Here is a 22,608-nt window from a genome sequence, read left to right as displayed (position 1 = left end):
GGATTGGGGGAACCACGTGGCAATCAAGCCTCGGCCCGATCAGTCGCGCCAGTCACAGAAGATGTGTGCATAGCGTAGCGCTTTGCGGGTGCGAGAAACCCTAGTTCGTCGAAGCGGCGTGTGTCGGAAATCACCAGACGTTGTCGCTCACATTGCCGTTGTTGTTAATTGGCGAGCAATTCTCGTTTTACCTATTGCGGATAAAAATTATCCACGATATTCTCTATCCACGAACTGGAGATCGGCACGATGAAGCTGGGCGAGGGCGTTGAGGCAGCCATCCATTGCGCGGCGACGCTGGCCAGCGTCGATGGCAACAGCACCATGCCTGGCGCCGCGCTCGCCGAGTGCTTCGGGCTGTCGCCGAGCTATCTCCTGAAACATCTCAACCAGCTCACGGCGGCGCGCATACTGGAATCGGTGCCAGGGCCGGCGGGCGGCTATCGGCTGGCGCGAGCGGCCGAGCGCATCACGCTGCTCGATGTCGTGCTGGCCGTCGAGGGACGGGAGCCGGCGTTCCGCTGCGGCGAGATCCGACAGCGTGACCCGGTCAAGATCGATGCCTCGGCCTATGTCAAACCCTGCGGCATCAATGCCGCGATGCTCAAGGCCGAACGCGCCTATCGGGCAGCGCTCGCCGAAGTGAAGATTTCCGACATCGTGGCGGAGTATGCGGCCGAAGGCGATCCGCGATCCTATGCCGCGAGTTGCGCCTTCGTCGAGCGGCACCAGCGGCCGCAGAAATCCGCTTCATCCAAGCAGATATAGACCCACCCAAAAACCTGGAAGGAAAGACGATGAAACAGAGATTGCAATTCTACGCCAAGGCTCCGGAGCTTCTGAAGGCGGTCACGGCGCTCAACAAGGCGGTCGACGAGTGCGGGCTGGAAGAAAGCCTGATGCATCTGGTCAAGCTCAGGGCCTCGCAGATCAATGGCTGTTCCTACTGCGTCGACATGCACAGCCGCGAGGCGAGGCGCGACGGCGAGACCGAGCAGCGGCTCTATCTGGTCGCCGCCTGGAAGGAATCGCCGCTGTTTTCAGAGCGCGAGCGCGCCGCCCTTGCCTGGACCGAGAAGGTAACGAAGATTTCGGAGAACGGCGTTCCGGACGACCTCTATGCCAGCACGCTCGAACATTTCTCCGAGGAGGAACTGGTCAAGCTGACGGTGGCTGTCGGCATGATCAACACCTGGAACCGGCTCAGCGTCTCCTTCCACGCCATCCACCCGGTCGAGAGGGCCAAGGCCGCCTGAGAGAACGGGGCGGCGCGCGGGGCGGTTCAGTTGTCGGCGAGCTATTTGCTGATGTCGGCGCCCTGCCGTCTACGGGGAGAAATGCCCGGCAGGGCAATGAGGGGCAGCGCTGACGTCGGATTTTCGCCTAAAGCGCGTCGCGCTGGAACGGATTCAGGCGACGCGCTTTAGGTCTTTGTTTTGATGCATGTCGTTGTCCCAGAACCGCTGCACACTTCTGAGCGACATGCATTGGTCACCACTCACGCCGCAAAGCGCAAACCACCGTCGCAAGTCAGCACCTGGCCGGTCATGAAGCCGTTGGAGACCAGGAAGGCGATCGCCTCGGCGACGTCCTCGGCGCGGCCGATGCGGCCGACCGGCGTCTTGCCGGCATATTCGGCGAACACCGCCTGCCGCTGATCGTCCGGCAAAAAGTCCCACCATGGCGTGTCGATGACGCCGGGCGCCACGACGTTGACGCGCAGCGGCTTCAGCTCGACAGCCAGGATCGGCGCGACGGTGAGCAGCATGCCGTTGATGGCGCCGATGCCGGCGACGCCGGGCGCTGCAATCTGCGCCGAGACGGCCGAGATGAAGGTGACCGATCCGGCCTTGTTCATGGTCGGCAGGGCCGCCTGCAGACAGCACAATTGCGGCCGGATCTTTTCCTCGACGCCGCTGCCGATATCGGCGAGGTCGAGCGTCGCGAACGGCCCCAATCCCTTGCCGCCGCTCGCGGCGAGGACCAAGTGATCGAACGGCCCGAGACCGTCGAAGAAATGCCGGACCTCGTCCGGCTTCGTCGCGTCAAAGGCGGCCTTGCCGACGGTGCCATCAAGGGTCTTCCACGCGCCCTTCAGCTTCTCCTCGTTGCGGCCGGTGATGGTCACTTTCATGGTGGGGCCGACCAGCCGTTTGGCTGTGGCAAGGCCGATGCCGGATGAGCCGCCGATGATGACGGAATGTTCGATGGTCTCGCTCATGAATGTTGTTCCTTGGATTTGGAGGATGGACGCTCGATCAGTTCGAGGCTCAAGGTCCGCAATCGGCGGCGGGCTTTTTCGTCATAGGCCTGGGCCTCGGCGCGCGATTCGCGCTGGCCGTCGAAGTAGCGGCCGCTGCGTCCTTCGAGCGCCGGCGACGCGGCGAGGTTGAGAATGGCGTCGGCGCCGGTCTCGACCGAGCTCCACGGCGTGACGCCGGCCTGCCGGACCATGGTGGTGTCCATGTAGCTTGCCGGGTGCAAGGCGTTGACGCTGACGCCCGTGCCATCGAGCTGCTGAGCCAGGTCGACGGTGAACAGGATCTGCGCCAGCTTGCTCTGGCAGTAGGCGCGCACGCCGCTGTAGCCATGCGTCAGCATCACGTCGTCGAAGTCGATCGCCTGCTGGCCGGCCGAGGCGACATTGACGATGCGCGCGGGCGCGCTTGCCTTGATGAGCGGCAAGAGTTCCGAGGTCAGCAGGAAACCGGCGAGATAGTTGACGGCGAAGCGCAGTTCATAGCCGTCAACGCTGACCTGCCGCTTCGCGCCCTGGCCGCCGGTGCCGACGCCCGCATTGTTGATCAGGATGTCGAGCCGGTCGGTCCTTGCGCGCACGGCTTCGGCGAGGCGGCGTACTTCGACAAGCGAAGCGAGGTCGGCTGCGAGAAATTCGGCTTTGCCGCCTTTTGCTTCTATGGCGGCCGCGGTCGCCTTGCCGCGTCCTTCGTCGCGGCCATGCACCAGCACGCGCGCGCCGGCCGCGCCGAGCCGCTCGGCGACCACGCGGCCGACGCCGTCGGTCGAACCGGTGACGAGAATGGTTTTGTCCTTGAGTTCCATGTCCAGAGCCTCCTTGCGCTGCTCTGAACGGAAAGATGGGACATAGTGCGAGGCCTAAACAGTTCAAACTTTATCCTGGTATCGGTACTGCTATAATAGATGCATGGATGCCATCGCCCATTCTCCCGAAGATCACCGCCGGCGCGAGCTCGGCGCCTTCCTGCGTTCCCGCCGCGAGCGGCTTTCGCCCTCGGAGACCGGCATCGCCGCCGGTCAGCGGCGGCGCACGCCCGGGCTGAGGCGCGAGGAAGTGGCGATGATCGCCGGGGTCGGCACGACCTGGTACACGTGGCTGGAACAGGGCAGGGACGTGCGTCCTTCGGTCGAGGTCCTGACCGCGCTCTGCCAGGCATTGCGGCTCGACGGCGCCGAGCAGCGGCATTTGTTCACGCTCGCCGGCCGCCAGAAGCCGGAGCGGCGGCGCATCGTACAGGTAAAGGTCGAGGGACCGTTGCTGCACATGCTGCAGAGCCTGGTGCTGCAGCCCGCCTATGTCGTCGGCCCGCGCTGGGACGTGCTGGCCTGGAACGACGCGGCGGTCGCCATCTTCGGCGACTACGGCCTGCTGGAGGGCGATGCCCGCAACATCCTCCACGGCGTGTTCACCGATCCGCACCGGCGGCATCTGCTGGTGGACTGGGAACAGCTGGCGCGCGCAACCCTTGCCGCGTTCCGCGCCGAGAGCGCGAAATACACCGGCGATCCGGACTTCGAGCGGCTGATCGCGCTGATGATGCGCTCAAGTCCCGAATTCCGCGAGTGGTGGCCGCAGCGCGATGTGGTGCATCGGCTCTCCGGCCTGAAGCATCTGCGCCATCCGATCGCCGGCGCCATGACGTTCGAGCATATGAGCCTGTCAATCGACGACGGCTCGGACATGCGATTGATCGTCTACACGCCGCTTGCCGAGCAGAACTCGGTCGCGAAGTTGCGGAAATTGCTTGAGGGGCTTCCGGGCGAACGGCGCAGCGCGTGAGGTCCCCTCAGCTTCGTCATCCACGGGCGCAGCGGGAGCGAAGCGGACGCGGAGACCCGAGGATCCATTCCGTTACTTTTGCGATGGAGTGCAGCGGTGCAGAATTCTGCACCGTAGCGGCGCTCCAAGGTCACGGAATGGATCCTCGGGTCTCCGCGTCCGCTTCGCTCCCGCTGCGCCCGTGGATGACGAAGTGTTGGACGCTTCGGCTAATCTCCACGGGTCGGCAGGTCGTTCGCTAGCCCTTCGGCTTCAGCCCATCCAGGAACAGCTGCTCCAGAAACCGCGCTGCGTCCTCGAAGCGGCCGTCGCCGCCGCGGTCGGCGCCGAGCACGGCGCGGACCTGGACGTCGAAATCGGCATAGTGCTGCGTCGTCGCCCAGATCGAGAAGATCAGGTGCCAGGGATCGGTGCGGGCGATCTTGCCGGCACGCATCCAACCCTTGATGACGGTGGCCTTCTCGTCGACCAGGGCCTTCAGCTCGCCTTCCAGCATCGGCTTGATGCGCGGCGCACCCTGCAGGATCTCGTTGGCGAACAGCCGGCTTTCGCGCGGGAAGTCGCGCGCCATTTCGAGCTTTCTGCGGATGTAGCTTCTGAGCTCCGTCAGCGGATCGCCGATGTCGTCGAGCTCGCGCAGCGGCGCCAGCCAGGTGTCGAGCAGGCGCTGCATCAACGTCTCGTGAATGTCTTCCTTGCGGCGGAAGTAATAGAGAAGGTTCGGCTTCGACATGCCGGCGGCTTCGGCGATCTGGTCGATGGTCGAGCCGCGAAAACCGTTGGCGGAGAAGACTTCGAGCGCGGCTTCCAGGATGAGCTCGCGCTTTTCCTGCTGGATGCGGGTGCGGCGGGGAGCGGAGCTTTCCATCGTGTCCGTCATCCTTGCCGGCCGTCTTCGCGTGGGCTCTCTGGACCAATTGTCTGGACCAGTTTTTCCTTGGGCTGTGGAGCGCGATTTCGATGCCGCATTTCCGCTAGTAATCCCTTGACCGCCGACAGGCGGCACTAACGTTTGTCCAACCGGTCAAAATTTTGCGTAGCACGAAAACGCAGCAAAGACCAAGCGTTGGCCGCACCGAAACACGCTTACAAGGGGAAGTCTTGGTCATGTCCAACCGGCTGAAAGTCACGCCGAACGATCTCAGCGCATTCTGGATGCCGTTCACGGCAAACCGGCAGTTCAAGCAGGCGCCGCGCATGTTCGTGTCCGCCAAGGACATGCACTACACGACCAGCGACGGCCGCAAGGTGCTGGACGGCACCGCGGGCCTGTGGTGCGTGAACGCCGGCCACTGCCGGCCGAAGATCACCGAGGCGATTCAGAGCCAGGCCGCCGAGCTCGACTATGCGCCGGCCTTCCAGATGGGCCACCCGATCGTGTTCGAACTGGCGAACCGCTTGGTCGACATCGCGCCCAAGGGCATGGACCATGTCTTCTTCACCAATTCCGGTTCGGAATCGGTCGAGACGGCGCTAAAGATGGCGATCGCTTATCACCGGGTCAGGGGCGAGGGCTCGCGCACCCGCCTGATCGGCCGCGAGCGCGGCTATCACGGCGTCAATTTCGGCGGCATCTCGGTCGGCGGCATCGTCTCCAACCGCAAGATGTTCGGCACGCTGCTCGGCGGCGTCGACCATCTGCCGCATACGCACCTGCCGGAGAAGAACGCCTTCTCGAAGGGCGTGCCCGAGCATGGCGCGGAGCTCGCCAACGAGCTTGAGCGTCTCGTCACCCTGCATGACGCCTCGACCATCGCCGCCGTCATCGTCGAGCCGGTCGCCGGCTCCACCGGCGTCATCCTGCCGCCGAAGGGCTATCTGCAGAAGCTTCGGGAAATCTGCACGAAGCACGGCATATTGTTGATTTTCGATGAAGTGATCACCGGCTTCGGCCGTCTCGGCGCGCCGTTCGCGGCGGATTATTTCGGCGTCACGCCGGATATCATGACCACGGCTAAGGGCGTCTCCAATGGCGTCATCCCGATGGGCGCGGTGTTCGTCAAGAAGGAGATCCACGACGCCTTCATGACCGGCCCGGAGCACATGATCGAGTTCTTCCACGGCTACACCTATTCGGGCAACCCGATCGCCTGTGCCGCGGCGCTCGGCACGCTGGACACCTACAAGGAAGAGGGCCTTTTGACGCGCGGCGAGGAACTTGCGCCCTACTGGGAAGACGCGCTGCATTCGCTGAAGGGCGAGCCGCATGTCATCGACATCCGCAACATCGGCCTGATCGGCGCGATCGAACTGGCGCCGATCGCCGGCAGCCCGACCAAGCGGGCGTTCTCGGCCTTCGTCAAGGCGTTCGAGCGCGGCGCGCTGATCCGCACCACCGGCGACATCATCGCGCTGTCGCCGCCGCTGATCATCACCAAGGGCCAGATCAACGAACTGATCGACCATGTTCGCGATGTTCTGAGGTCGATCGACTGACAAGCCGGAGCGGGCACCCTGCCGTGGAGGGCAGGGTGTCCGCGAAGCCGCTGGCTGAGGTCGACGCCGCGGCGCTGACCTTCGGTGTGATTCAGGCAGGCTGCGCGCCGATGCCCGTCAGGATCACCCGCTTGATGTTTTCCTTGGCTTCCCGCCATTGCCGGTCGGAGAGCGACTTGCCGCCGTTCAGCGTCTCGATCTGGTGGCCGAAATCGGCATAGTGCTGGGTCGTGGCCCAGAGCATGTAGAGCAGGTGGCGCGGGTCCACCGGGTCCATCTTGCCCTCCTCGATCCAGCGCCCGATGATCTCGACGCGGCCGTTGGTCCATTCGCGCAGCGTCGATTCCATGTAGTCCTGCAGCACCGGCGCGCCGTGCATCACTTCCGAGGCCCAGACTTTCGAGCCGTCTGGGTGGCGACGCGATATTTCCATCTTGGCGTCGATATAGGCGCTGATGCCGTCCACCGGGCCGCGCGCCGCGTCGAAGCAATTGGCCGCCTGCAGCCAGATCTCGAAAATATTCTGGACGACGGACCGGTAGAGCTCTTCCTTGGTGGCGAAATAATAGTGGAGATTTGCCTTTGGCAGCCCCGCCAGATCGGCGATCAGCTGCATCGTGGCGCCGCCGAACCCGGCTTCCGCGAACACCTTTTCGGCGGCGAGCAGGATGGCTTTTTCATTCTCCCGCCTTATGTCCTGTCTCCGCATGGGACGGGTGGGCTCGGTCATGTCTCCCCCAAGATTCTCGTTGACCGCTTGGTCAGCTTGTGTAGTCTGAAAGCTGACCATACGGTCAGGATGCAAACCACTCAAGGGGCGACAAGACCCCTAGTGAAAATGGGAACCGCAAATGGCCGCACCCGGCGAAAATCTGCGAATCAATTCAGACCGTTTGTGGGATTCCATCATGGAGATGGCGAAGATCGGCCCCGGCATTGCCGGCGGCAACAATCGCCAGACCGTGACCGACGAGGACGGCGAGGGCCGCCATCTTTTCAAGCGCTGGTGCGATGCCGCTGGGCTCGAAATGGGCGTCGACGAGATGGGCACGATGTTCGCCCGCCGCGAAGGCAGCGATCCCAGCCTGCCGCCGGTCTATGTCGGCAGCCATCTCGACACGCAGCCGACCGGCGGCAAGTATGACGGCGTGCTCGGCGTTCTGGGCGGGCTGGAGGTCGTGCGCTCGCTCAACGATCTCGGCATCAAGACCAGGCATCCGATCGTCGTCACCAACTGGACGAACGAGGAAGGCGCGCGCTTCGCGCCGGCGATGATGGCGTCCGGCGTGTTCGCCGGCGTGCTCGACCAGGCCGACGTCTACCAGCATGTCGACAAGGACGGCAAAAAGTTCGGCGAGGAGCTCGAACGCATTGGCTGGAAGGGCACCGAGAAGGTCGGTGACCGCAAGATCCACGCCTTCTTCGAATTGCATATCGAGCAAGGGCCGATCCTAGAGGACGAGGGCATCGATATCGGCGTCGTGACCCACGGCCAGGGCCTGAAATGGCTGCAGGTGACACTGACCGGCAAGGAAGCACATACCGGCTCGACGCCGATGCCGAAGCGCCGCAATGCCGGGCTCGGCATGGCGCGGGTGATCGAGCTGGTGCACGAGATCGCCATGGACTACCAGCCGGACGCCGTCGGCGCGGTCGGCCACATGCAGGCCTATCCGAACTCGCGCAACATCATCGCCGGCCGCACTGTCTTCACGATCGACATCCGCTCGCCCGAAAAGGAAGTGCTCGACGCCATGGATGGCCGCATCCGCGAGGGCATCGACACGATCTGCGACGCGCTCGACATCCAGTACAAAATCGAGCAGGTCGGCCATTTCGATCCGGTCACCTTCGACAAGAACTGCGTGAAAGCAATCCGCGATGCGGCCGACCGGCTCGGCTATTCGCATCGCAACATCGTCTCCGGCGCCGGCCATGACGCCTGCTGGATCAATCGGGTCGCACCGACCGCGATGGTGATGTGCCCGTGCGTCGACGGCCTCAGCCATAACGAGGCGGAAGAGATCACCAAGGAATGGGCGAGCGCCGGCGCCGATGTGCTGTTCCATGCGGTGGTGGAAACGGCGGGAATCGTGGAGTGACCGACTAGAGCAATCGCCGTTTCACGGAAACGGCGATTGCTCTATCTCTTTGTTTTAACGCAATTTCGGACGGAAAACCGCTTCACACTTTTCCTGAAATTGCTCTAGACCAATCACCTCGCAACGCCGCTCGCAAAGAAGCGCGAAAGAACAGGGGAACAGATATGACCAAAGTCATCCGGAACGGCACCGTCGTCACCGCCGACCGTACGTGGAAGGCGGACGTGCTGATGCAGCACGGCAAGATCGTCGCCATCGGCTCGAACCTGCACGGTGACCACGAGTTCGACGCCACGGGCTGCTATGTCATGCCGGGCGGCATCGATCCGCACACCCATCTCGAAATGCCCTTCATGGGCACCTATTCGGCCGACGATTTCGAATCGGGCACGCGCGCGGCCCTTTCCGGCGGCACGACGATGGTGGTCGACTTCTGCCTGCCGGCGCCGCAGCAGTCGCTGCTGGAGGCGCTGCAGATGTGGGACAACAAGACCTCGAAGGCGTCATGCGACTATTCCTTCCACATGGCGATCACCTGGTGGGGCAAGCAGGTGTTCGACGAGATGGCTCAAGTCGTCGACCGGGGCATCACGTCGTTCAAGCATTTCATGGCCTATAAGGGCGCGCTGATGGTCGATGACGACGAGATGTATTCGTCGTTCCAGCGCTGCGCCGATCTCGGCGCGCTGCCGCTGGTCCATGCCGAAAACGGCGACGTGGTCGCCGCGCTCTCGCAAAAACTGCTTGCCGCCGGCAACAACGGCCCCGAAGGCCATGCCTATTCGCGTCCGCCGGAAGTGGAAGGCGAGGCGACAAATCGCGCCATCATGATCGCCGACATGGCGGGCGTGCCGCTCTATGTCGTGCATGTCTCGTGCGAGCAGAGCCACGAGGCGATCCGACGTGCGCGTCAGAAGGGCATGCGGGTGTTCGGCGAGCCGCTGATCCAGCACCTGACGCTCGACGAGAGCGAGTATTTCGATAAGGACTGGGACCATGCGGCGCGCCGCGTGATGAGCCCGCCCTTCCGCAACAAGCTGCACCAGGATTCGCTGTGGGCTGGCCTGCAAGCAGGCTCGCTGCAGGTGGTGGCGACCGATCACTGCGCCTTCACCACCAAGCAGAAGCGCAACGGCGTCGGTGACTTCACCAAGATTCCGAACGGCACCGGCGGACTCGAGGACCGCTTGCCGGTTCTGTGGACGAGAGGCGTCAACACCGGGCGGCTGACAATGAACGAGTTCGTCGCGGTGACCTCGACCAACATCGCCAAGATCCTCAACATGTATCCGAAGAAGGGCGCGATCGTCGAAGGCGCCGACGCAGACATCATCGTCTGGGATCCGAAGCGCAAGAAGACGATCTCGGCCAAGAAGCAGCAGTCGGTGATCGACTACAATGTCTTCGAGGGCGTCGAGGTGACCGGCCTGCCGCGCTTCGTCTTCTCGCGCGGCGAATTGTCGATCGAGGAGGCGGACGTCAAGGCCAAGGCCGGCCATGGCGAGTTCGTCGCCCGCGAGCCGAACGCAGCGGTCAACCGGGCGCTGTCGACCTGGAAGGAGATCTCCGCGCCGCGCAAGGTGGAGCGGACCGGCATCCCGGCCACCGGGGTCTGACCATGCGGGCTCCTTACCTGCTCCTGGCGGCGGCCGCGATGCTGGCCGCTGGCCATGGCCAGGCCGCGGGCATCGACCTGTCCAAGCCTTATGGCGACAAATATGGCTGCATCAACCGGAATGGCCAGGAAGTCGCCGCCGACAAGATGCTGCTTTTGACCGACAAGGAACTGATCACGGCGGCCAGCGCCTGCACCTTCAGCGACAGCCAGGCGCAGGCCGATGGATCGCTCGTGGTGACGGCAAAATGCGAGGCTGAAGGCGAAGAGGGACAGGCGCCGGCCAAGTTCACCATCAAGCGCAGCGCGAAGAACGCGAAGAAGCTGGTGGTGGCCGATGAAGACGGCAATGTGATGGGCGAAGTCGCGCGATGCAAGTAACGGCGGCCCCACCAGCCTCAGGCAACCAGAGCATCCAGTTCCGGCAGCAGGACGACGCTTTCCTGCTCGTTGGGATCGGTGCGGGCAATGACGGCCGAGGACGGGGCGTTGCTCAGATTGGCGGGCAGATGCGGCACGCCAGCCGGAATGTAGAAGAGGTCGCCGGCCTTGACGACGGTGTGGTGCTCGAGCCGGTCGCCGTACCAGGTGTGGACTTCGCCGGAGAGCACGTAGATGGCCGTCTCGTGGCTTTCATGCATGTGCGCCTTGGCGCGCGCGCCGGGCGGCATGGTGAGAAGATGCATGCAGATGCCGGAGGAGCCGACGGTTTCGGCGGCGATGCCGGCGAAATAGCTCAGCCCCTGCTTGCCCTGATAGGTGCTTTCGGGGCGAACGAGACGACAGGTGGGTTTAGGCGACATCGGCAAGGCTCCGGGCGGCGTCGATCGGGTGGGACAGGACGAGTGGAAAGCAACGCTATCATAAAATCAACCGGATTGCGGACAGCGCGGCAGCGGCTGCGAAAGGCAGGCTGCGCCCAATGACCGAACAGCCGCCAGCCGTCGTCTCGGCAAGCAAGCTCGGCCTCACCTTCCAGACCAATGACGGTCCGGTGCAGGCGCTCTCCAATGTCGATCTGACCATCGGCAAGGGCGAATTCGTCTCCTTCATCGGCCCGTCCGGCTGCGGCAAGACCACCTTGCTGCGCGTCATCGCCGATCTCGAGAAGGCGACCGCCGGGGCGATCTCCGTCAACGGCATGACGCCGGAGCAGGCGCGCGAGAAACGCGCCTATGGCTATGTCTTCCAGGCGGCGGCCTTGTTCCCGTGGCGCACGATCGAGCGCAACGTGGCGCTGCCGTTGGAGATCATCGGCCTCAGCCAGGTCGAGCAGGCCGAGCGCATCAAGCGCACGATGGAGTTGGTCAACCTTTCCGGCTTCGAGAAGAAATACCCCTGGCAGCTTTCCGGCGGCATGCAGCAGCGCGCCTCGATCGCGCGTGCTCTCGCCTTCGATGCGGACCTGCTCTTGATGGACGAGCCGTTCGGCGCGCTCGACGAGATCGTGCGCGACCATCTGAACGAGCAGCTCCTCGATCTCTGGGCGCGGACCAACAAGACGATCTGCTTCGTCACCCATTCGATACCCGAGGCGGTCTATCTGTCGACGCGCATTGTCGTGATGTCGCCGCGGCCCGGCCGCGTCACCGATATCATCGAATCGACGCTGCCGAGAGAGCGGCCGCTCGACATCCGCGAGACGCCGGAGTTTTTGGCAATTGCTGCCCGCGTGCGCGACGGCTTGAGGGCGGGGCACAGCTATGATGATTGAGGGGGACGAGTTTCCTCCTCTCCCCCACGGGGAGAGGGTGGCCGGAGCGAAGCGGAGGTCGGGTGAGGGGGCGCGCAACCGCGCCTTCGTCATCCTAGGGCGGAGCAGGCACGCCACCGCGCATGTCAAGGAAGCCGGCCATCGCGATTTCGCCATCCTAGGGCGTAGCGACGCGAAGCGGAGCGCAGACCCTAGGATCCATTCCGTGATGCTGGTCGAAGGGCGTAAGCGGCTCAGAATACCCGACGAGCAGAGCGCGGCGGCGGGAGTCTTATTCTGCGACGCTGCGAAGCGGAGAAGTAACGGCATGGATCCTAGGGTCTGCGCTGCGTCGCTTCGCTCCTTGCTCCGCCCTAGGATGACGAAGAACGCGAATGCTTCGGCCCAATCACCCGGCCTTCGCTTCGCTACGGCCACCCTCTCCCCGGCGGGGAGAGGAGGGGAGCCGCGCTGATGGACTCCTTCCGCTCGAAAGTCATCCCCGTCACCACCATCCTCGCCGGCGCGGTAATTCTCTGGTATGTCTTTGCCGTCATCCTCAACGCGCCGTTCCAGCGCGACCTCGACCGCCGAGCCAAGGAGACGCCCGGTACCGTTGAGTTCATCGGCAAGACGCTGTCGCAGCCGAAGCCGACGCTGCCGGCGCCGCACCAGGTGGCGGTGAACTTCTTCGAAAACACCTTCCTGCGGTCCGTCACCTCGAACCGCAGCCTGGTCTACAACGCCTGGGTGACACTGTCCTCGACGCTGCTCGGCTTTGCCTTCGGCACGGCGCTCGGCATCCTGATTGCGGTGGGCATCGTGCATGTGGCGACGCTTGACCGCAGCCTGATGCCGTGGATCATCGCTTCGCAGACCATTCCGATCCTGGCGGTGGCGCCGATGATCATCGTGGTGCTGGCGGCAATCGGCATCACCGGCCTGATCCCCAAGGCGCTGATCTCGACCTATCTGTCGTTCTTCCCGGTGGCCGTCGGGATGGTGAAGGGCCTGCGCTCCCCCGAGCTCATGCATCTCGATCTCATGCATACCTATAACGCCAGCGCCTCGCAGACATTCTGGAAGCTGCGCGTGCCGGCCTCGGTGCCGTTCCTGTTCACCTCGATGAAGGTGGCGGTGGCGGCAAGCCTTGTCGGGGCCATCGTCGGCGAACTGCCGACCGGAGCGGTCGCCGGCATCGGCGCCAAGCTGCTCGCCGGCGCCTATTACAGCCAGACCATCGATATCTGGTCAGCCCTGGTTGCGGGCTCGATCGTCGCGGCGCTGCTGGTTATGGTCGTCGGCATTGGCGGCCGCCTCGTCGACCGCGCCATGGGCGGGAGGCCGGCATGAGCTGGTTGAAACCGTCCTGGCAACCGGTGCTGGCGATGGCGCTGTGCCTCATCGCCTTCGCGCTCGGCGCAATGTCGAAGCCGGAAGCAGCCGCGCTGGCGGAGCCGGCCGCAACGCTGGCCTATCCCTATATGGGCGCGAAAGGGCTGATCATCGGGCTGTTGCTCGTCGCTGCACTGGTCTCGATGGTGAGGCTCACGCCGATCGTTGAAGCTATCCTGCTGTTCGTCGGCGCCCATGCCGCAGCCTGGCTTTTGATCAAGGGCATAGCCGGTTTCGAAGGCACCGCGCTGGCGCCGTATTTCCTGTTGCTTGCCGCCGCCTGGTTGCTTGCCTGGCGCTGTGTCGCCTTGCTGTCGTCGCTACGCCCCACGCAGGGCTGGGCGAAGACTGCGCTGCGCCTGATCATCCCGGCGATCTTCGGCGCCTGGATCCTGATCATCTGGGAGGCGGTGACGCGCGGCGCCGGCATCCCCTTCATCCTCTTGCCACCGCCCAGCGCCATCGGGGCGCGTATCGCCAACTCGCTGCCGATCCTGGGGTCGGACGTGCGCCAGACGATCTTCAAGGCGGTGCTGATCGGCTATGTCGTCGGCAACCTCGCCGGCTTTATCGTCGCCATCCTCGCCGACCGCGTGCCGTTCCTGCGGCGCGGCCTGCTGCCGATCGGCAATATGGTTTCGGCGCTGCCGATCATCGGTGTCGCGCCGATCATGGTCATGTGGTTCGGCTTCGACTGGCCGTCCAAGGCCGCGGTCGTCATCATCATGACCTTCTTCCCGATGCTGGTGAACACGGTCGCCGGGCTGGCTGCATCCGGGCATATGGAACGCGACCTGATGCGCACTTATGCATCGGGCTATTGGCCGACCTTGCTCAAGCTCAGGCTGCCGGCGGCAATGCCGTTCATCTTCAATGCGCTGAAGATCAACTCGACGCTGGCGCTGATCGGCGCCATCGTCGCGGAGTTCTTCGGTACGCCCGTGGTCGGCATGGGATTCCGCATCTCGACGGAAGTCGGGCGGATGAACATCGACATGGTGTGGGCCGAAATCGCAGTTGCAGCACTTGCGGGTTCGGTCTTTTATGGCGTGGTCGCTCTCATCGAGAGAGCCGTCACGTTTTGGCATCCCTCTGTCCGAGGTGGATAGGGGCGGTGGGTTTGGGTGCTAACTTCAGAGGGTAATAACATGAAAAGACTGCTGATTTCTGCTCTGGCCGGCGCCATGTCGCTGGCCGCCTTCCAGGCGATGGCCGCCGACAAGGTGACACTGCAATTGAAATGGGTCACGCAGGCCCAGTTCGCCGGCTACTATGTTGCCAAGGCCAAGGGCTTCTATGACGCCGAAGGCCTCGACGTCGACATCAAGCCGGGCGGTCCCGACATCGCGCCCGAGCAGGTGATCGCCGGCGGCGGCGCCGACGTCATCGTCGACTGGATGGGCGGGGCGCTCGCCGCCCGCGACAAGGGCGTGATGCTCGTCAACATCGCCCAGCCGTTCAAGAAGGCGGGCATGGAACTGGTCTGCCCCAAGGATGGACCGATCAAGACGGAAGCCGACTTCAAGGGCCACACGCTCGGCGTCTGGTTCTTCGGCAACGAATATCCGTTCTACGCCTGGATGAACAAGATCGGCCTCAAGACCGATGGCGGCCCGGACGGCGTGACCGTGCTCAAGCAGAGCTTCGACGTGCAGCCGCTGATCCAGAAGCAGGCCGACTGCATCTCGGTGATGACCTATAACGAATACGGCCAGGTGCTGGACGCCGGCTACAAGCCGGAAGACCTCACCGTCTTCAACTACTCCGCCATGGGCAACGACCTGTTGGAGGACGGGCTCTATACGCTTGAGGACAAGCTCAAGGATCCGGCCTTCGAGGACAAGATGGTGCGGTTCGTGCGCGCCTCGATGAAGGGTTGGAAATACGCCACGGAGAACACCGACGAGGCGGCTGGAATCGTCGTCGACGCCGGCGGCCAGGACGAGAACCACCAGAAGTTCATGATGAAGGAAGTGGCCAAGCTGATCGACAATGCCGACGGCAAGCTGATCCCGGCCGCTTATGAGCGCACCGCCAAGGCGCTGCTCGACCAGAAGATCATCAGCAAGGAGGCGAGCGGCGCCTACACGACCGCGATCACCGACAAGGCGATCAAGTAAGCTCCGTTCTCGACGCGGAAGCTGGAAAGGGGCGGGCGACCGCCCCTTTTTCTTTGGTCGCGGTAAAATAATTGTGTGTGTGGATACATCCGGGCACCCAACCGTTGCATTGATGCATCCGCGCGTCGGGGCCCGTGTAGGATGCTGCAACCAACGGAGGTTCTCATGCGCATCCTATCCGTGCCGATGCTTTCGGCTTTAGCCGTCTCGACCGCCTTTCTCCTCGCATCGCCGGCCATGGCCGAGACGATGAAGTTCAAGGCGACGCTCGACGGCAGCCAGCAGAGCCCGCCCGTGACCACCAAGGGCAAGGGAACCGCCACATTCACCTTCGACAGCACAAGCAAGAAGCTCAGCTGGAACGTCAAATATTCCGGCCTCAGCGGACCTGCCGTGGCCGCCCACATCCACGGACCGGCGGACATGGGCGCGAACGCGGATCCCGTGATCCCGTTCAAGAAGCTGAAGAGCCCGATCAAGGGGTCGGCGACGCTGACCGACGCGCAGGCAGCCGACCTCGAGGCCGGCAAATACTACGTCAACGTCCACACCGCCAAGAACAAGGACGGCGAGATCCGCGGCCAGATCGAGAAGGCGATGTGAAGACGCAAAAGGGGCGGTTTGGCGCCCCTTTTGTCGTGCAGCCGGCAGAAAGGCTGCCTCAGCTCTTCTCACGGATTTGCGTCAGCGTGCGGGTCGGCGTGATCGCCTCGGGATCGAGTTTGATCTCGACGATCGCCGGCTTGCCGCTGGCGCGCGCGCGCTCGAAGGCGGGCGCGAAGTCGGCGGTCTTTTCGACCGTTTCGCCATGGCCGCCATAGGCGCGGGCCAGCGCGGCGAAGTCGGGGTTCTTGAGATCTGTGGCGACGACGCGGCTTGGATATTCCCGCTCCTGATGCATGCGGATCGTGCCGTAAATGCCGTTGTTGACGACGATCACGATGATCGGCAGGTCATACTGGACAGCCGTCGCGAACTCCTGGCCGTTCATCAGGAAGCAGCCGTCGCCGGCGAAGGCAACCACGGTGCGATCCGGAAACAGCGATTTGGCGGCGACCGCGGCCGGCGTGCCGTAGCCCATCGAGCCGGACGTGGGCGCCGCCTGCGTGCCGAAGCGGCGGGAGCGGTAGAAGCGATGCACCCAGGTGGCGTAATTGCCGGCGCCGTTGGTGAGGATGGCATCCTCCGGCAGAACCTTTCCCAGATAGTCTATGATCGGGCCCATCTGGACGGCGCCCGGACCGGTTTGGGGCGGCGTTGACCATTCGAGATAGGCGGCGTGCGCATTTTCCGTTTCGGCCGCCCGGGTGGGCTTGGCCGTTGGCCTGCGCTTGGCGAAAGCCTCGACGAAGGCGGCGGGCGAAGCGTTGATCGCCACGGTCGGCCGGTAGACGCGGCCGAGTTCGCCGGCATCGGCATGGACATGCACCAGCGCTTGGTCGGGGTAGGGGCTCTTCAGCAGCGTGTAGTCAGAAGACGGCATCTCGCCCAGGCGGCCACCGAGCAAGAGCACGACATCGGCCTGCTTGATCCGCTCCGCCAGCTTCGGATTGATGCCGATGCCGACATCGCCGGCGTAGTTCGGATGGAGATGGTCGAACAGCATCTGGCGGCGGAAGGAGCAGCCGACCGGCAGCGACCAGGTCTCCGCGATCATGCGCATATGCGCCACCGCTTCCTCGTTCCAGCGCGTGCCGCCGAGAATGACAAACGGACGCTTGGCATTGCTCAGCAACATCTCCAGCGCATCGAGCTCGTCCTTACCTGGACGCGTCTCGACAGGCGTGTGCGGCAGCGCTTCCGGAGCCTCGACCTCGCTGGTCAGCATGTCTTCCGGCAGCGAGATGACCACCGGGCCCGGGCGGCCGGAGGTCGCGACCGCGAAGGCGCGGGTGACGAATTCGGGGATGCGCGCGGCATCGTCGATCTCGACCACCCATTTGGCGATGTCGCCGAAGAAGCGCTTGTAGTCGACCTCCTGGAACGCCTCGCGCTCCTTGGCGTGGCTGGCGACCTGGCCGATGAACAGGATCATCGGCACCGAATCCTGCATGGCGATGTGGACGCCGGCCGAGGCATTGGTGGCGCCGGGGCCGCGGGTGACGAAGCAGATGCCGGGCTTGCCGGTCAGTCGTCCCTGGCAGTCGGCCATCATCGCGGCACCCCCTTCCTGGCGGCAGACGATGGTGCGGATCGAAGAGTCATGCAGCGCGTCGAGCACCGCGAGATAGGATTCGCCCGGAACGCAGAAGATGCGGTCGGTGCCGTTGGCTTCCAGCGCCTCGACGATCAGTTGTCCGCCGGTCTTCATTTTGCTCTCTCCAGTTCGGCAAGGATTTCGTCCGTGTGCTCGCCAAGGCGCGGCGAAGGGCGCTCATAGACGAGCGGCGTGCCCGACATCACCATCGGCGCGCGCACCGAGGGCAGGCGATTGCCGTGGCCATCGTCGAGGTCGAGCCGCATGCCGCGCGCGATGGTCTGCGGATCGGCGAACATCTGGCCGATCGTGTTGATCGGGCTCGCCGGCACGCCGGCGGCTTCCAGCTTCGCCAGCAACGGATCGCGATCGAACGCCGCCAGCGTCTCGACGATCCGCTCGCGCAGCTTCACGCGGTTGGCGACGCGGGCAGGGTTGGTGGCGAAATCCGGATTGGCGGGCAGATCGGCGATGCCGACGGCGGCGCAGAACTTGCCGAACTGCCCGTCATTGCCGACCGCGAGGATGATGTGGCCGTCCCTCACCGGCAGGACTTCGTAGGGGGCGATGTTCATATGCGCATTGCCCATCTGCACCGGCGACTTGCCCGAGACCAGATAGTTGAGGTTCTGGTTGCCGAGGGCCGAAATCTGGCTGTCGTAGAGCGCCATGTCGACATGCTGGCCCTCGCCGGTCTTTTCGGCATGGCGAAGTGCTGCCTGGATGGCGATCACCGAATAGAGGCCGGTGAAGAGATCCGAGATGGCGACGCCGGCCTTCTGGGGCTCACGGCCGGGCTCGCCGGTGATCGACATCATGCCGGCCATGGCCTGGATGATGAAATCGTAACCCGCGCGGGGCGCGTAGGGTCCATCCTGGCCGAAGCCTGTGATCGAGCAATAGACAAGCCGCGGATTGATCGCCTTCAGGTTTTCGTAGTCGAGGCCGTATTTCTTCAGGCCGCCGAGCTTGAAGTTTTCGATCAGCACGTCGGCTGTGGCGATCAGCCTGCGCAGCGTCTCGGCGCCCTCGGGCTTGGAGAAATCGACGGCGATAGAGCGTTTGCCGCGATTGCAGGAGTGATAATAAGCGGCCGAAAGGTTTTCGCCGTCATGGCTCATGACGAATGGCGGACCCCATTTGCGGGTATCGTCGCCCCCGTCAGGGCTCTCGACCTTGATGACATCGGCGCCGAGATCGGCCAGCAATTGCCCGGCCCAGGGACCGGCCAGGATGCGGGCAAGTTCGATAACGCGGATGCCTTTCAGCGGAGGGGCGGTCATGGATCACCGTGTTCTAACGAAACGCAGGCTCTAGCAACACGCACCGGCCGTGTCACGACCCATACGATAGGCCACGCCGGATCAGGATTTCAGCACGCCGTCGGCCCAAGCGGCGAAATCATTCATGACGGAGTCGCGGTTGATCTCGTTCAGGCTTTCATGGCGGGTTTCCGGATAAACCTTTGAAACCAGATTCGAAAAGCCCAATGCCCGCATGCGCTTTGCCAGGTGATTGACGGCCTTGCCGTAGTCCGACGCGGGGTCTTTCTCGCCGCCGACAAGGTTGACGAAGAGATCGCGCCGGACGCCGGCAAAGCTCTGGTCCTTGCCGCCATGAACCGCCATGTCGACCACATCGCGCCACATCGAGACCGACGCATCCCAGCCGCAGAGCGGGTCGGCGACATATTTGTCGACCTCGACCGGGTCGCGCGACAGCCAGTCGAACAAGGTCCGGTGGTCGGGCACCGCCTTGCCCCAGGCCTGGAACGTGAGCTTGGGCAAAAGGCGAGACGGCACGTCGGAACCCAGCCGCATCCGCTCCCAGCCGAGGATGAGCAGCGCCAATTGCCCGAGCAGGCCTTGCGAGAAATTGCCGTTCCAGATCGCGGCGGCATGGACACGCTCGGAGTGGCGCAGGACGAAGTTCAGCGCGACCGAGGCGCCGAGCGAATGGCCGAAGATGATGACCGGCAATCCCGGATGCTCGGCCGCGATCAGGTCGTGAACGGCATCGACGTCGGCGATCACCTTGGCGATGCCGTCGCCGTCGGCGAATTTGCCGAGCGGCGCGCCGGGAGCCTTCGTCGCGCCATGGCCACGATGGTCGTGGGCATAGACGTGGAATCCGCGCGGCCCCAGGAAATCGGCAAAGCGGGCGTAACGCGCCGCATGTTCGGCCAGGCCATGGTTGATCTGGACCACGGCGCGGGGATTTCCGGCGGCTTCTTTCACATAAAGGTTGAGCTCGGCCCCGGTCGGTGAAGCCAGCCTCATCTGCTTGTCGAATGGCATGTCTCGCTCCCTCGGCGACTGTTGGGCGAGGCGTTTGCCGGCGTCAAGAGGATGAGCGCGCTTGCCGAGATGCTACGTCGGCAATCCGTCACATCGCCAAGGCGATCGGGCAGCTTGCGGGCGCGCGGATTGCAAGCGCTCAGCTGGGGATAGTTTTTTCGCGCGACGAAAAAGATCGCAATTCTGACACGTCGGCTGTTCTAGTGTGACGAATCCAATACGGTTCAATGATCGCCGGGAGAACGGGATGCGGGTTTGGGCGTTGTGGGGTTCGATGGTGCTGGCTTTCGCCGGTGTCGGGGTGGCGCATGCCGACGTGAAGATGAGCGGCACCTTCGTGGCCGACAGCGCCTGTCCGGCGACGCAGGCCATCAAGAGTGGCAAGAACCCCGGCAATGTCTCGACCGAGGCCGGCAAGAGCTACGAGTTGCTTGCCGGCAACAAGGACGAGCCCACGCACTACCTCATCCAGGTGCCGGGTGCCGATCCCGAGCGGCGCTGGGTGAAGATCAGTTGCGGCCATGTCACCGGCGGCGGCGCGTCGGTCACGCCGGCGCCTTCCGGCCAGACCAAGCCATCATCGTCCGCCTCCGGAAAACCCGAATATGTCTTTGCGCTGAGCTGGCAGCCGGCTTTCTGCGAAACCAAGGCAAGCAAGCCCGAATGCAAGGCGCAGAACCCGGGCGAGTTCGATGCCTCGCATTTCACGCTGCATGGGCTGTGGCCGCAGCCGAACGGCAATTTCTATTGCCAGGTCTCGGCGAGCGACAAGGCCAATGACAATCCGTCGCATTGGGCAGACCTGCCACCGGTCGACCTCGACGCAAAGACGCGTGCCGAGCTCGACCAGGTGATGCCGGGCACGGCTTCCAAGCTCGAGCGCCACGAATGGATCAAGCATGGTACTTGCTACGGCAAGAGCCAGCAGGACTATTTCTCCGACGCGCTCAACCTGATGCGGGCGGTGAACGCCTCGCCGGTGCGCGACCTCTTCAACAAGAACATCGGCAAGCAATTGACCTCGGACCAGATCCGCGGCGCCTTCAACGAAGCCTTCGGTCCCGGCGCAGGCGACCGCGTGCGCGTGTCCTGCCTGGTCGACCCGTCGAGTGGGCGGCGCCTGATCGGCGAGATCACGCTCGGCCTGTCCGGCCCGGTCGGTCCCGACAGCAAGCTCACCGATCTCTTGATGGCTTCCGCGCCGACAGCCAAGGCCGGTTGCCCGAAGGGCGCGGTCGACGCGATCGGATTCCAGTAGGCGGGAATTCCCGGGTCCAGGCCGATCTTGGTCAGGCCGACCTTGGGGCCGCCTGCAGGATGATCGCCTCGCTGCCGGGCTCGCCGACCACGCGGTCGCGGCCGCTCAGCTTGGCCTTGTAGAGGCGCTGGTCGGCCAGCGCGAAGATGTCGGCGAGGCAGCGCGTCGTCTCGCCGACGGTGGAGACGCCGGCACTCACGGTAATGTTGAAGCGGGTGGTGTGCGCCGATGTCTTGGTGGCGTTCCTGATTGTCTCGCCGAGCAGCCTGGCGGGCGCGTGCGACTGTTGCGTCAGCACGGCGAACTCCTCGCCCCCGATCCGGAACACCTGATCGTTGCCGCCGACGGTCTCGGCCAGCAGCACAGCCATCGATTTCAGCACCTTGTCGCCCTCGGCATGGCCGAAGCGGTCGTTGATCGACTTGAAATGGTCGACGTCGACGATGAGCAGGCTGAGCGGCTTGCCGATTCTGATGGCGGCCGACACGGCGGACTCGCCGTCGGCGTCGAAACTGCCCCGATGCAGCAGGCCGGTGAGGCCGTCGCGGCCGACATATTTGATCAGCGCTTCATAGCGCTCGCGATAGGTGAGCGTGTCGAAGATGTCGGAGAGGCCGCGCGGAACGGCGATGTCGCTGTCCTCGACCCATTTGAGATAGGCGACGAGCATGCCGCTATAGGCAAGTGCGGCGCCCATCTTGGCCAACCAGCCGCCGAAGAAGACCTCGACCGGCGCGCCGGCGACGAAATGCAGCGCGGTGAAGAAGCCGGCCTGATCGAAGGTGAGCACGCAGGCGACCGATGCGAGGATGCGCAAGAACGGCCTCGCGCGCAGATAGGCGCCGAGCTTCTCGTAGAGCAGGATGATCAGGATGGCGTCGACGAACAGCAACGACGTGCCCCACACCATCAGCCAGCCCATCTCGTCGATGAAGCCGATGTTGGGCATTCTGCCGTCGGGAAGCGGCGAAACGGCGTGCAGGCGCAGGATCAGCACCAGGCCGATCATCAAGGCGTTGCCGAGCAAAAGGCCGTAGATCGGCTGGCGGACTGTCGCGGCATCCTCCTTCATGTAGAGCAGAAGCAGCATGACCAGCTTGCCGGAAAACAGCACGGCTGAACCTGGCGAGACCAGGCCAAAAGGCAGCGCGACATAGAAGACGCTGGCGAGATAGGTCTCGAGGAAATGCATGACGCCGAGCGCGCAGATGAACACGCCAAGGCCAATGCGGCGCCGGAAGCGGAAAAGCGTGACCATGGCGCCGAAATACAGAACCGCTTCGGCAAGGAGCAGGACACCGTTCAGCACGTCGTCGATCCGATCTTCCCCGAAACCGCGGCACGGCCGCGATTTCCCAACCTATTAGCGTTTTGAAGGCGAATGGTTAACCACTGATTTCACGCTATGGCTGGCGGCGGCGAAAAGCTGGGGGCGAAGTCGGGAGCGCAAACCGGC

22 protein-coding genes are annotated in these 22,608 nt (G+C 63.9%); 13 read left to right on the top strand and 9 right to left on the bottom strand.

Annotation, left to right across the window (positions count from 1 at the left end; translation table 11 throughout):
• Positions 1-249 precede the first annotated feature (249 nt).
• Both FJ418_RS19130 and FJ418_RS19125 read left to right on the top strand, forming a co-directional pair.
• The gene (locus FJ418_RS19130) at positions 250-768 is read left to right on the top strand and encodes an Rrf2 family transcriptional regulator (RefSeq protein WP_140868177.1); all 519 of its coding nucleotides are present in this window, start codon (positions 250-252) and stop codon (positions 766-768) included.
• Positions 769-797: 29 nt separating this feature from the next.
• Complete coding sequence (locus tag FJ418_RS19125) at positions 798-1,256, top strand: carboxymuconolactone decarboxylase family protein (protein ID WP_140657539.1); 459 nt, start codon at positions 798-800, stop codon at positions 1,254-1,256.
• 242 nt (positions 1,257-1,498) lie between these two features.
• Here FJ418_RS19125 and FJ418_RS19120 read toward each other — a convergent pair whose 3' ends face one another.
• The gene (locus FJ418_RS19120) at positions 1,499-2,221 is read right to left on the bottom strand and encodes an SDR family oxidoreductase (protein ID WP_140868174.1); all 723 of its coding nucleotides are present in this window, start codon (positions 2,219-2,221) and stop codon (positions 1,499-1,501) included.
• The gene (locus FJ418_RS19115; protein WP_140868171.1) at positions 2,218-3,063 is read right to left on the bottom strand and encodes an SDR family oxidoreductase; all 846 of its coding nucleotides are present in this window, start codon (positions 3,061-3,063) and stop codon (positions 2,218-2,220) included. Before FJ418_RS19115 ends, FJ418_RS19120 begins: the two co-directional genes overlap by 4 nt.
• Before the next feature lie 103 nt (positions 3,064-3,166).
• On the opposite strand from FJ418_RS19115, the gene FJ418_RS19110 reads away from it, so the two are divergent.
• Entirely contained in the window at positions 3,167-4,039 is an 873-nt protein-coding gene (locus tag FJ418_RS19110; protein ID WP_140868168.1) for a helix-turn-helix transcriptional regulator, read from the top strand.
• Positions 4,040-4,277: 238 nt separating this feature from the next.
• On the opposite strand, the gene FJ418_RS19105 is transcribed toward FJ418_RS19110, so the two are convergent.
• Positions 4,278-4,907, bottom strand: coding sequence for a TetR family transcriptional regulator C-terminal domain-containing protein (locus FJ418_RS19105; protein ID WP_140868165.1), 630 nt, complete (start codon positions 4,905-4,907; stop codon positions 4,278-4,280).
• 239 nt (positions 4,908-5,146) lie between these two features.
• On the opposite strand from FJ418_RS19105, the gene FJ418_RS19100 reads away from it, so the two are divergent.
• On the top strand, positions 5,147-6,475 hold the full coding sequence (locus FJ418_RS19100) for an aspartate aminotransferase family protein (RefSeq protein WP_140647603.1): 1,329 nt from the start codon (positions 5,147-5,149) through the stop codon (positions 6,473-6,475).
• Positions 6,476-6,566: 91 nt separating this feature from the next.
• On the opposite strand, the gene FJ418_RS19095 is transcribed toward FJ418_RS19100, so the two are convergent.
• Positions 6,567-7,205 (bottom strand): TetR/AcrR family transcriptional regulator, encoded by a 639-nt coding sequence (locus tag FJ418_RS19095; RefSeq protein WP_140868162.1) that lies wholly within the window; start codon positions 7,203-7,205, stop codon positions 6,567-6,569.
• A 121-nt stretch (positions 7,206-7,326) separates the two neighbouring features.
• Here FJ418_RS19095 and FJ418_RS19090 point away from each other — a divergent pair, with 121 nt between their 5' ends.
• From FJ418_RS19090 to FJ418_RS19080, 3 genes are all read left to right on the top strand, one after another.
• On the top strand, positions 7,327-8,577 hold the full coding sequence (locus tag FJ418_RS19090; RefSeq protein WP_140868159.1) for a Zn-dependent hydrolase: 1,251 nt from the start codon (positions 7,327-7,329) through the stop codon (positions 8,575-8,577).
• Positions 8,578-8,741: 164 nt separating this feature from the next.
• Positions 8,742-10,193, top strand: coding sequence for a dihydropyrimidinase (gene hydA, locus FJ418_RS19085; protein WP_140647600.1), 1,452 nt, complete (start codon positions 8,742-8,744; stop codon positions 10,191-10,193).
• A gap of 2 nt (positions 10,194-10,195) precedes the next feature.
• The gene (locus FJ418_RS19080; protein WP_140706434.1) at positions 10,196-10,573 is read left to right on the top strand and encodes a hypothetical protein; all 378 of its coding nucleotides are present in this window, start codon (positions 10,196-10,198) and stop codon (positions 10,571-10,573) included.
• Positions 10,574-10,590: 17 nt separating this feature from the next.
• Here FJ418_RS19080 and FJ418_RS19075 read toward each other — a convergent pair whose 3' ends face one another.
• Entirely contained in the window at positions 10,591-11,001 is a 411-nt protein-coding gene (locus FJ418_RS19075; RefSeq protein ID WP_181166992.1) for a cupin domain-containing protein, read from the bottom strand.
• A gap of 113 nt (positions 11,002-11,114) precedes the next feature.
• Between FJ418_RS19075 and FJ418_RS19070 the strand changes: the two genes are divergently transcribed.
• The 5 genes from FJ418_RS19070 (at position 11,115) to FJ418_RS19045 (ending at position 16,003) form a co-directional block, all read left to right on the top strand.
• The gene (locus tag FJ418_RS19070) at positions 11,115-11,906 is read left to right on the top strand and encodes an ABC transporter ATP-binding protein (protein ID WP_095768956.1); all 792 of its coding nucleotides are present in this window, start codon (positions 11,115-11,117) and stop codon (positions 11,904-11,906) included.
• 453 nt (positions 11,907-12,359) lie between these two features.
• Positions 12,360-13,238 carry an ABC transporter permease gene (locus FJ418_RS19060; RefSeq protein ID WP_140868152.1) on the top strand — a complete coding sequence of 293 codons (879 nt, stop codon included), beginning with the start codon at positions 12,360-12,362 and terminating at the stop codon, positions 13,236-13,238.
• Positions 13,235-14,389, top strand: a complete 1,155-nt coding sequence (locus tag FJ418_RS19055) for an ABC transporter permease (RefSeq protein ID WP_140868149.1) — start codon at positions 13,235-13,237, stop codon at positions 14,387-14,389. Before FJ418_RS19060 ends, FJ418_RS19055 begins: the two co-directional genes overlap by 4 nt.
• A gap of 39 nt (positions 14,390-14,428) precedes the next feature.
• Complete coding sequence (locus FJ418_RS19050) at positions 14,429-15,400, top strand: ABC transporter substrate-binding protein (protein ID WP_140657515.1); 972 nt, start codon at positions 14,429-14,431, stop codon at positions 15,398-15,400.
• Between the two features lie 165 nt (positions 15,401-15,565).
• Positions 15,566-16,003, top strand: coding sequence for a CHRD domain-containing protein (locus FJ418_RS19045; protein WP_140706426.1), 438 nt, complete (start codon positions 15,566-15,568; stop codon positions 16,001-16,003).
• A gap of 58 nt (positions 16,004-16,061) precedes the next feature.
• Here FJ418_RS19045 and FJ418_RS19040 read toward each other — a convergent pair whose 3' ends face one another.
• The 3 genes from FJ418_RS19040 to FJ418_RS19030 form a co-directional block, all read right to left on the bottom strand.
• A complete protein-coding gene (locus FJ418_RS19040) occupies positions 16,062-17,711 on the bottom strand; it encodes a thiamine pyrophosphate-binding protein (protein ID WP_140868146.1) in 1,650 nt (549 codons plus the stop codon).
• Positions 17,708-18,880: a CaiB/BaiF CoA-transferase family protein gene (locus tag FJ418_RS19035; protein ID WP_140647590.1), complete on the bottom strand. Its 1,173-nt coding sequence runs from the start codon at positions 18,878-18,880 to the stop codon at positions 17,708-17,710. The genes FJ418_RS19040 and FJ418_RS19035 overlap by 4 nt, the downstream gene beginning before the upstream one ends.
• Before the next feature lie 81 nt (positions 18,881-18,961).
• Positions 18,962-19,894 carry an alpha/beta hydrolase gene (locus tag FJ418_RS19030; protein ID WP_140647589.1) on the bottom strand — a complete coding sequence of 311 codons (933 nt, stop codon included), beginning with the start codon at positions 19,892-19,894 and terminating at the stop codon, positions 18,962-18,964.
• Between the two features lie 247 nt (positions 19,895-20,141).
• Here FJ418_RS19030 and FJ418_RS19025 point away from each other — a divergent pair, with 247 nt between their 5' ends.
• Positions 20,142-21,152 (top strand): ribonuclease, encoded by a 1,011-nt coding sequence (locus tag FJ418_RS19025; protein WP_140868143.1) that lies wholly within the window; start codon positions 20,142-20,144, stop codon positions 21,150-21,152.
• Between the two features lie 31 nt (positions 21,153-21,183).
• Here the strand turns inward: FJ418_RS19025 and FJ418_RS19020 are convergent, their stop codons facing one another.
• Positions 21,184-22,461, bottom strand: coding sequence for a GGDEF domain-containing protein (locus FJ418_RS19020; RefSeq protein ID WP_140868140.1), 1,278 nt, complete (start codon positions 22,459-22,461; stop codon positions 21,184-21,186).
• Positions 22,462-22,608 lie beyond the last annotated feature (147 nt).

It is taken from the genome of Mesorhizobium sp. B2-8-3 (genome assembly GCF_006440815.1).
Lineage (GTDB): Bacteria > Pseudomonadota > Alphaproteobacteria > Rhizobiales > Rhizobiaceae > Mesorhizobium.
Note: the sequence above shows the minus strand (reverse complement) of the source record. Positions and strands in the feature narration are given on the sequence as shown.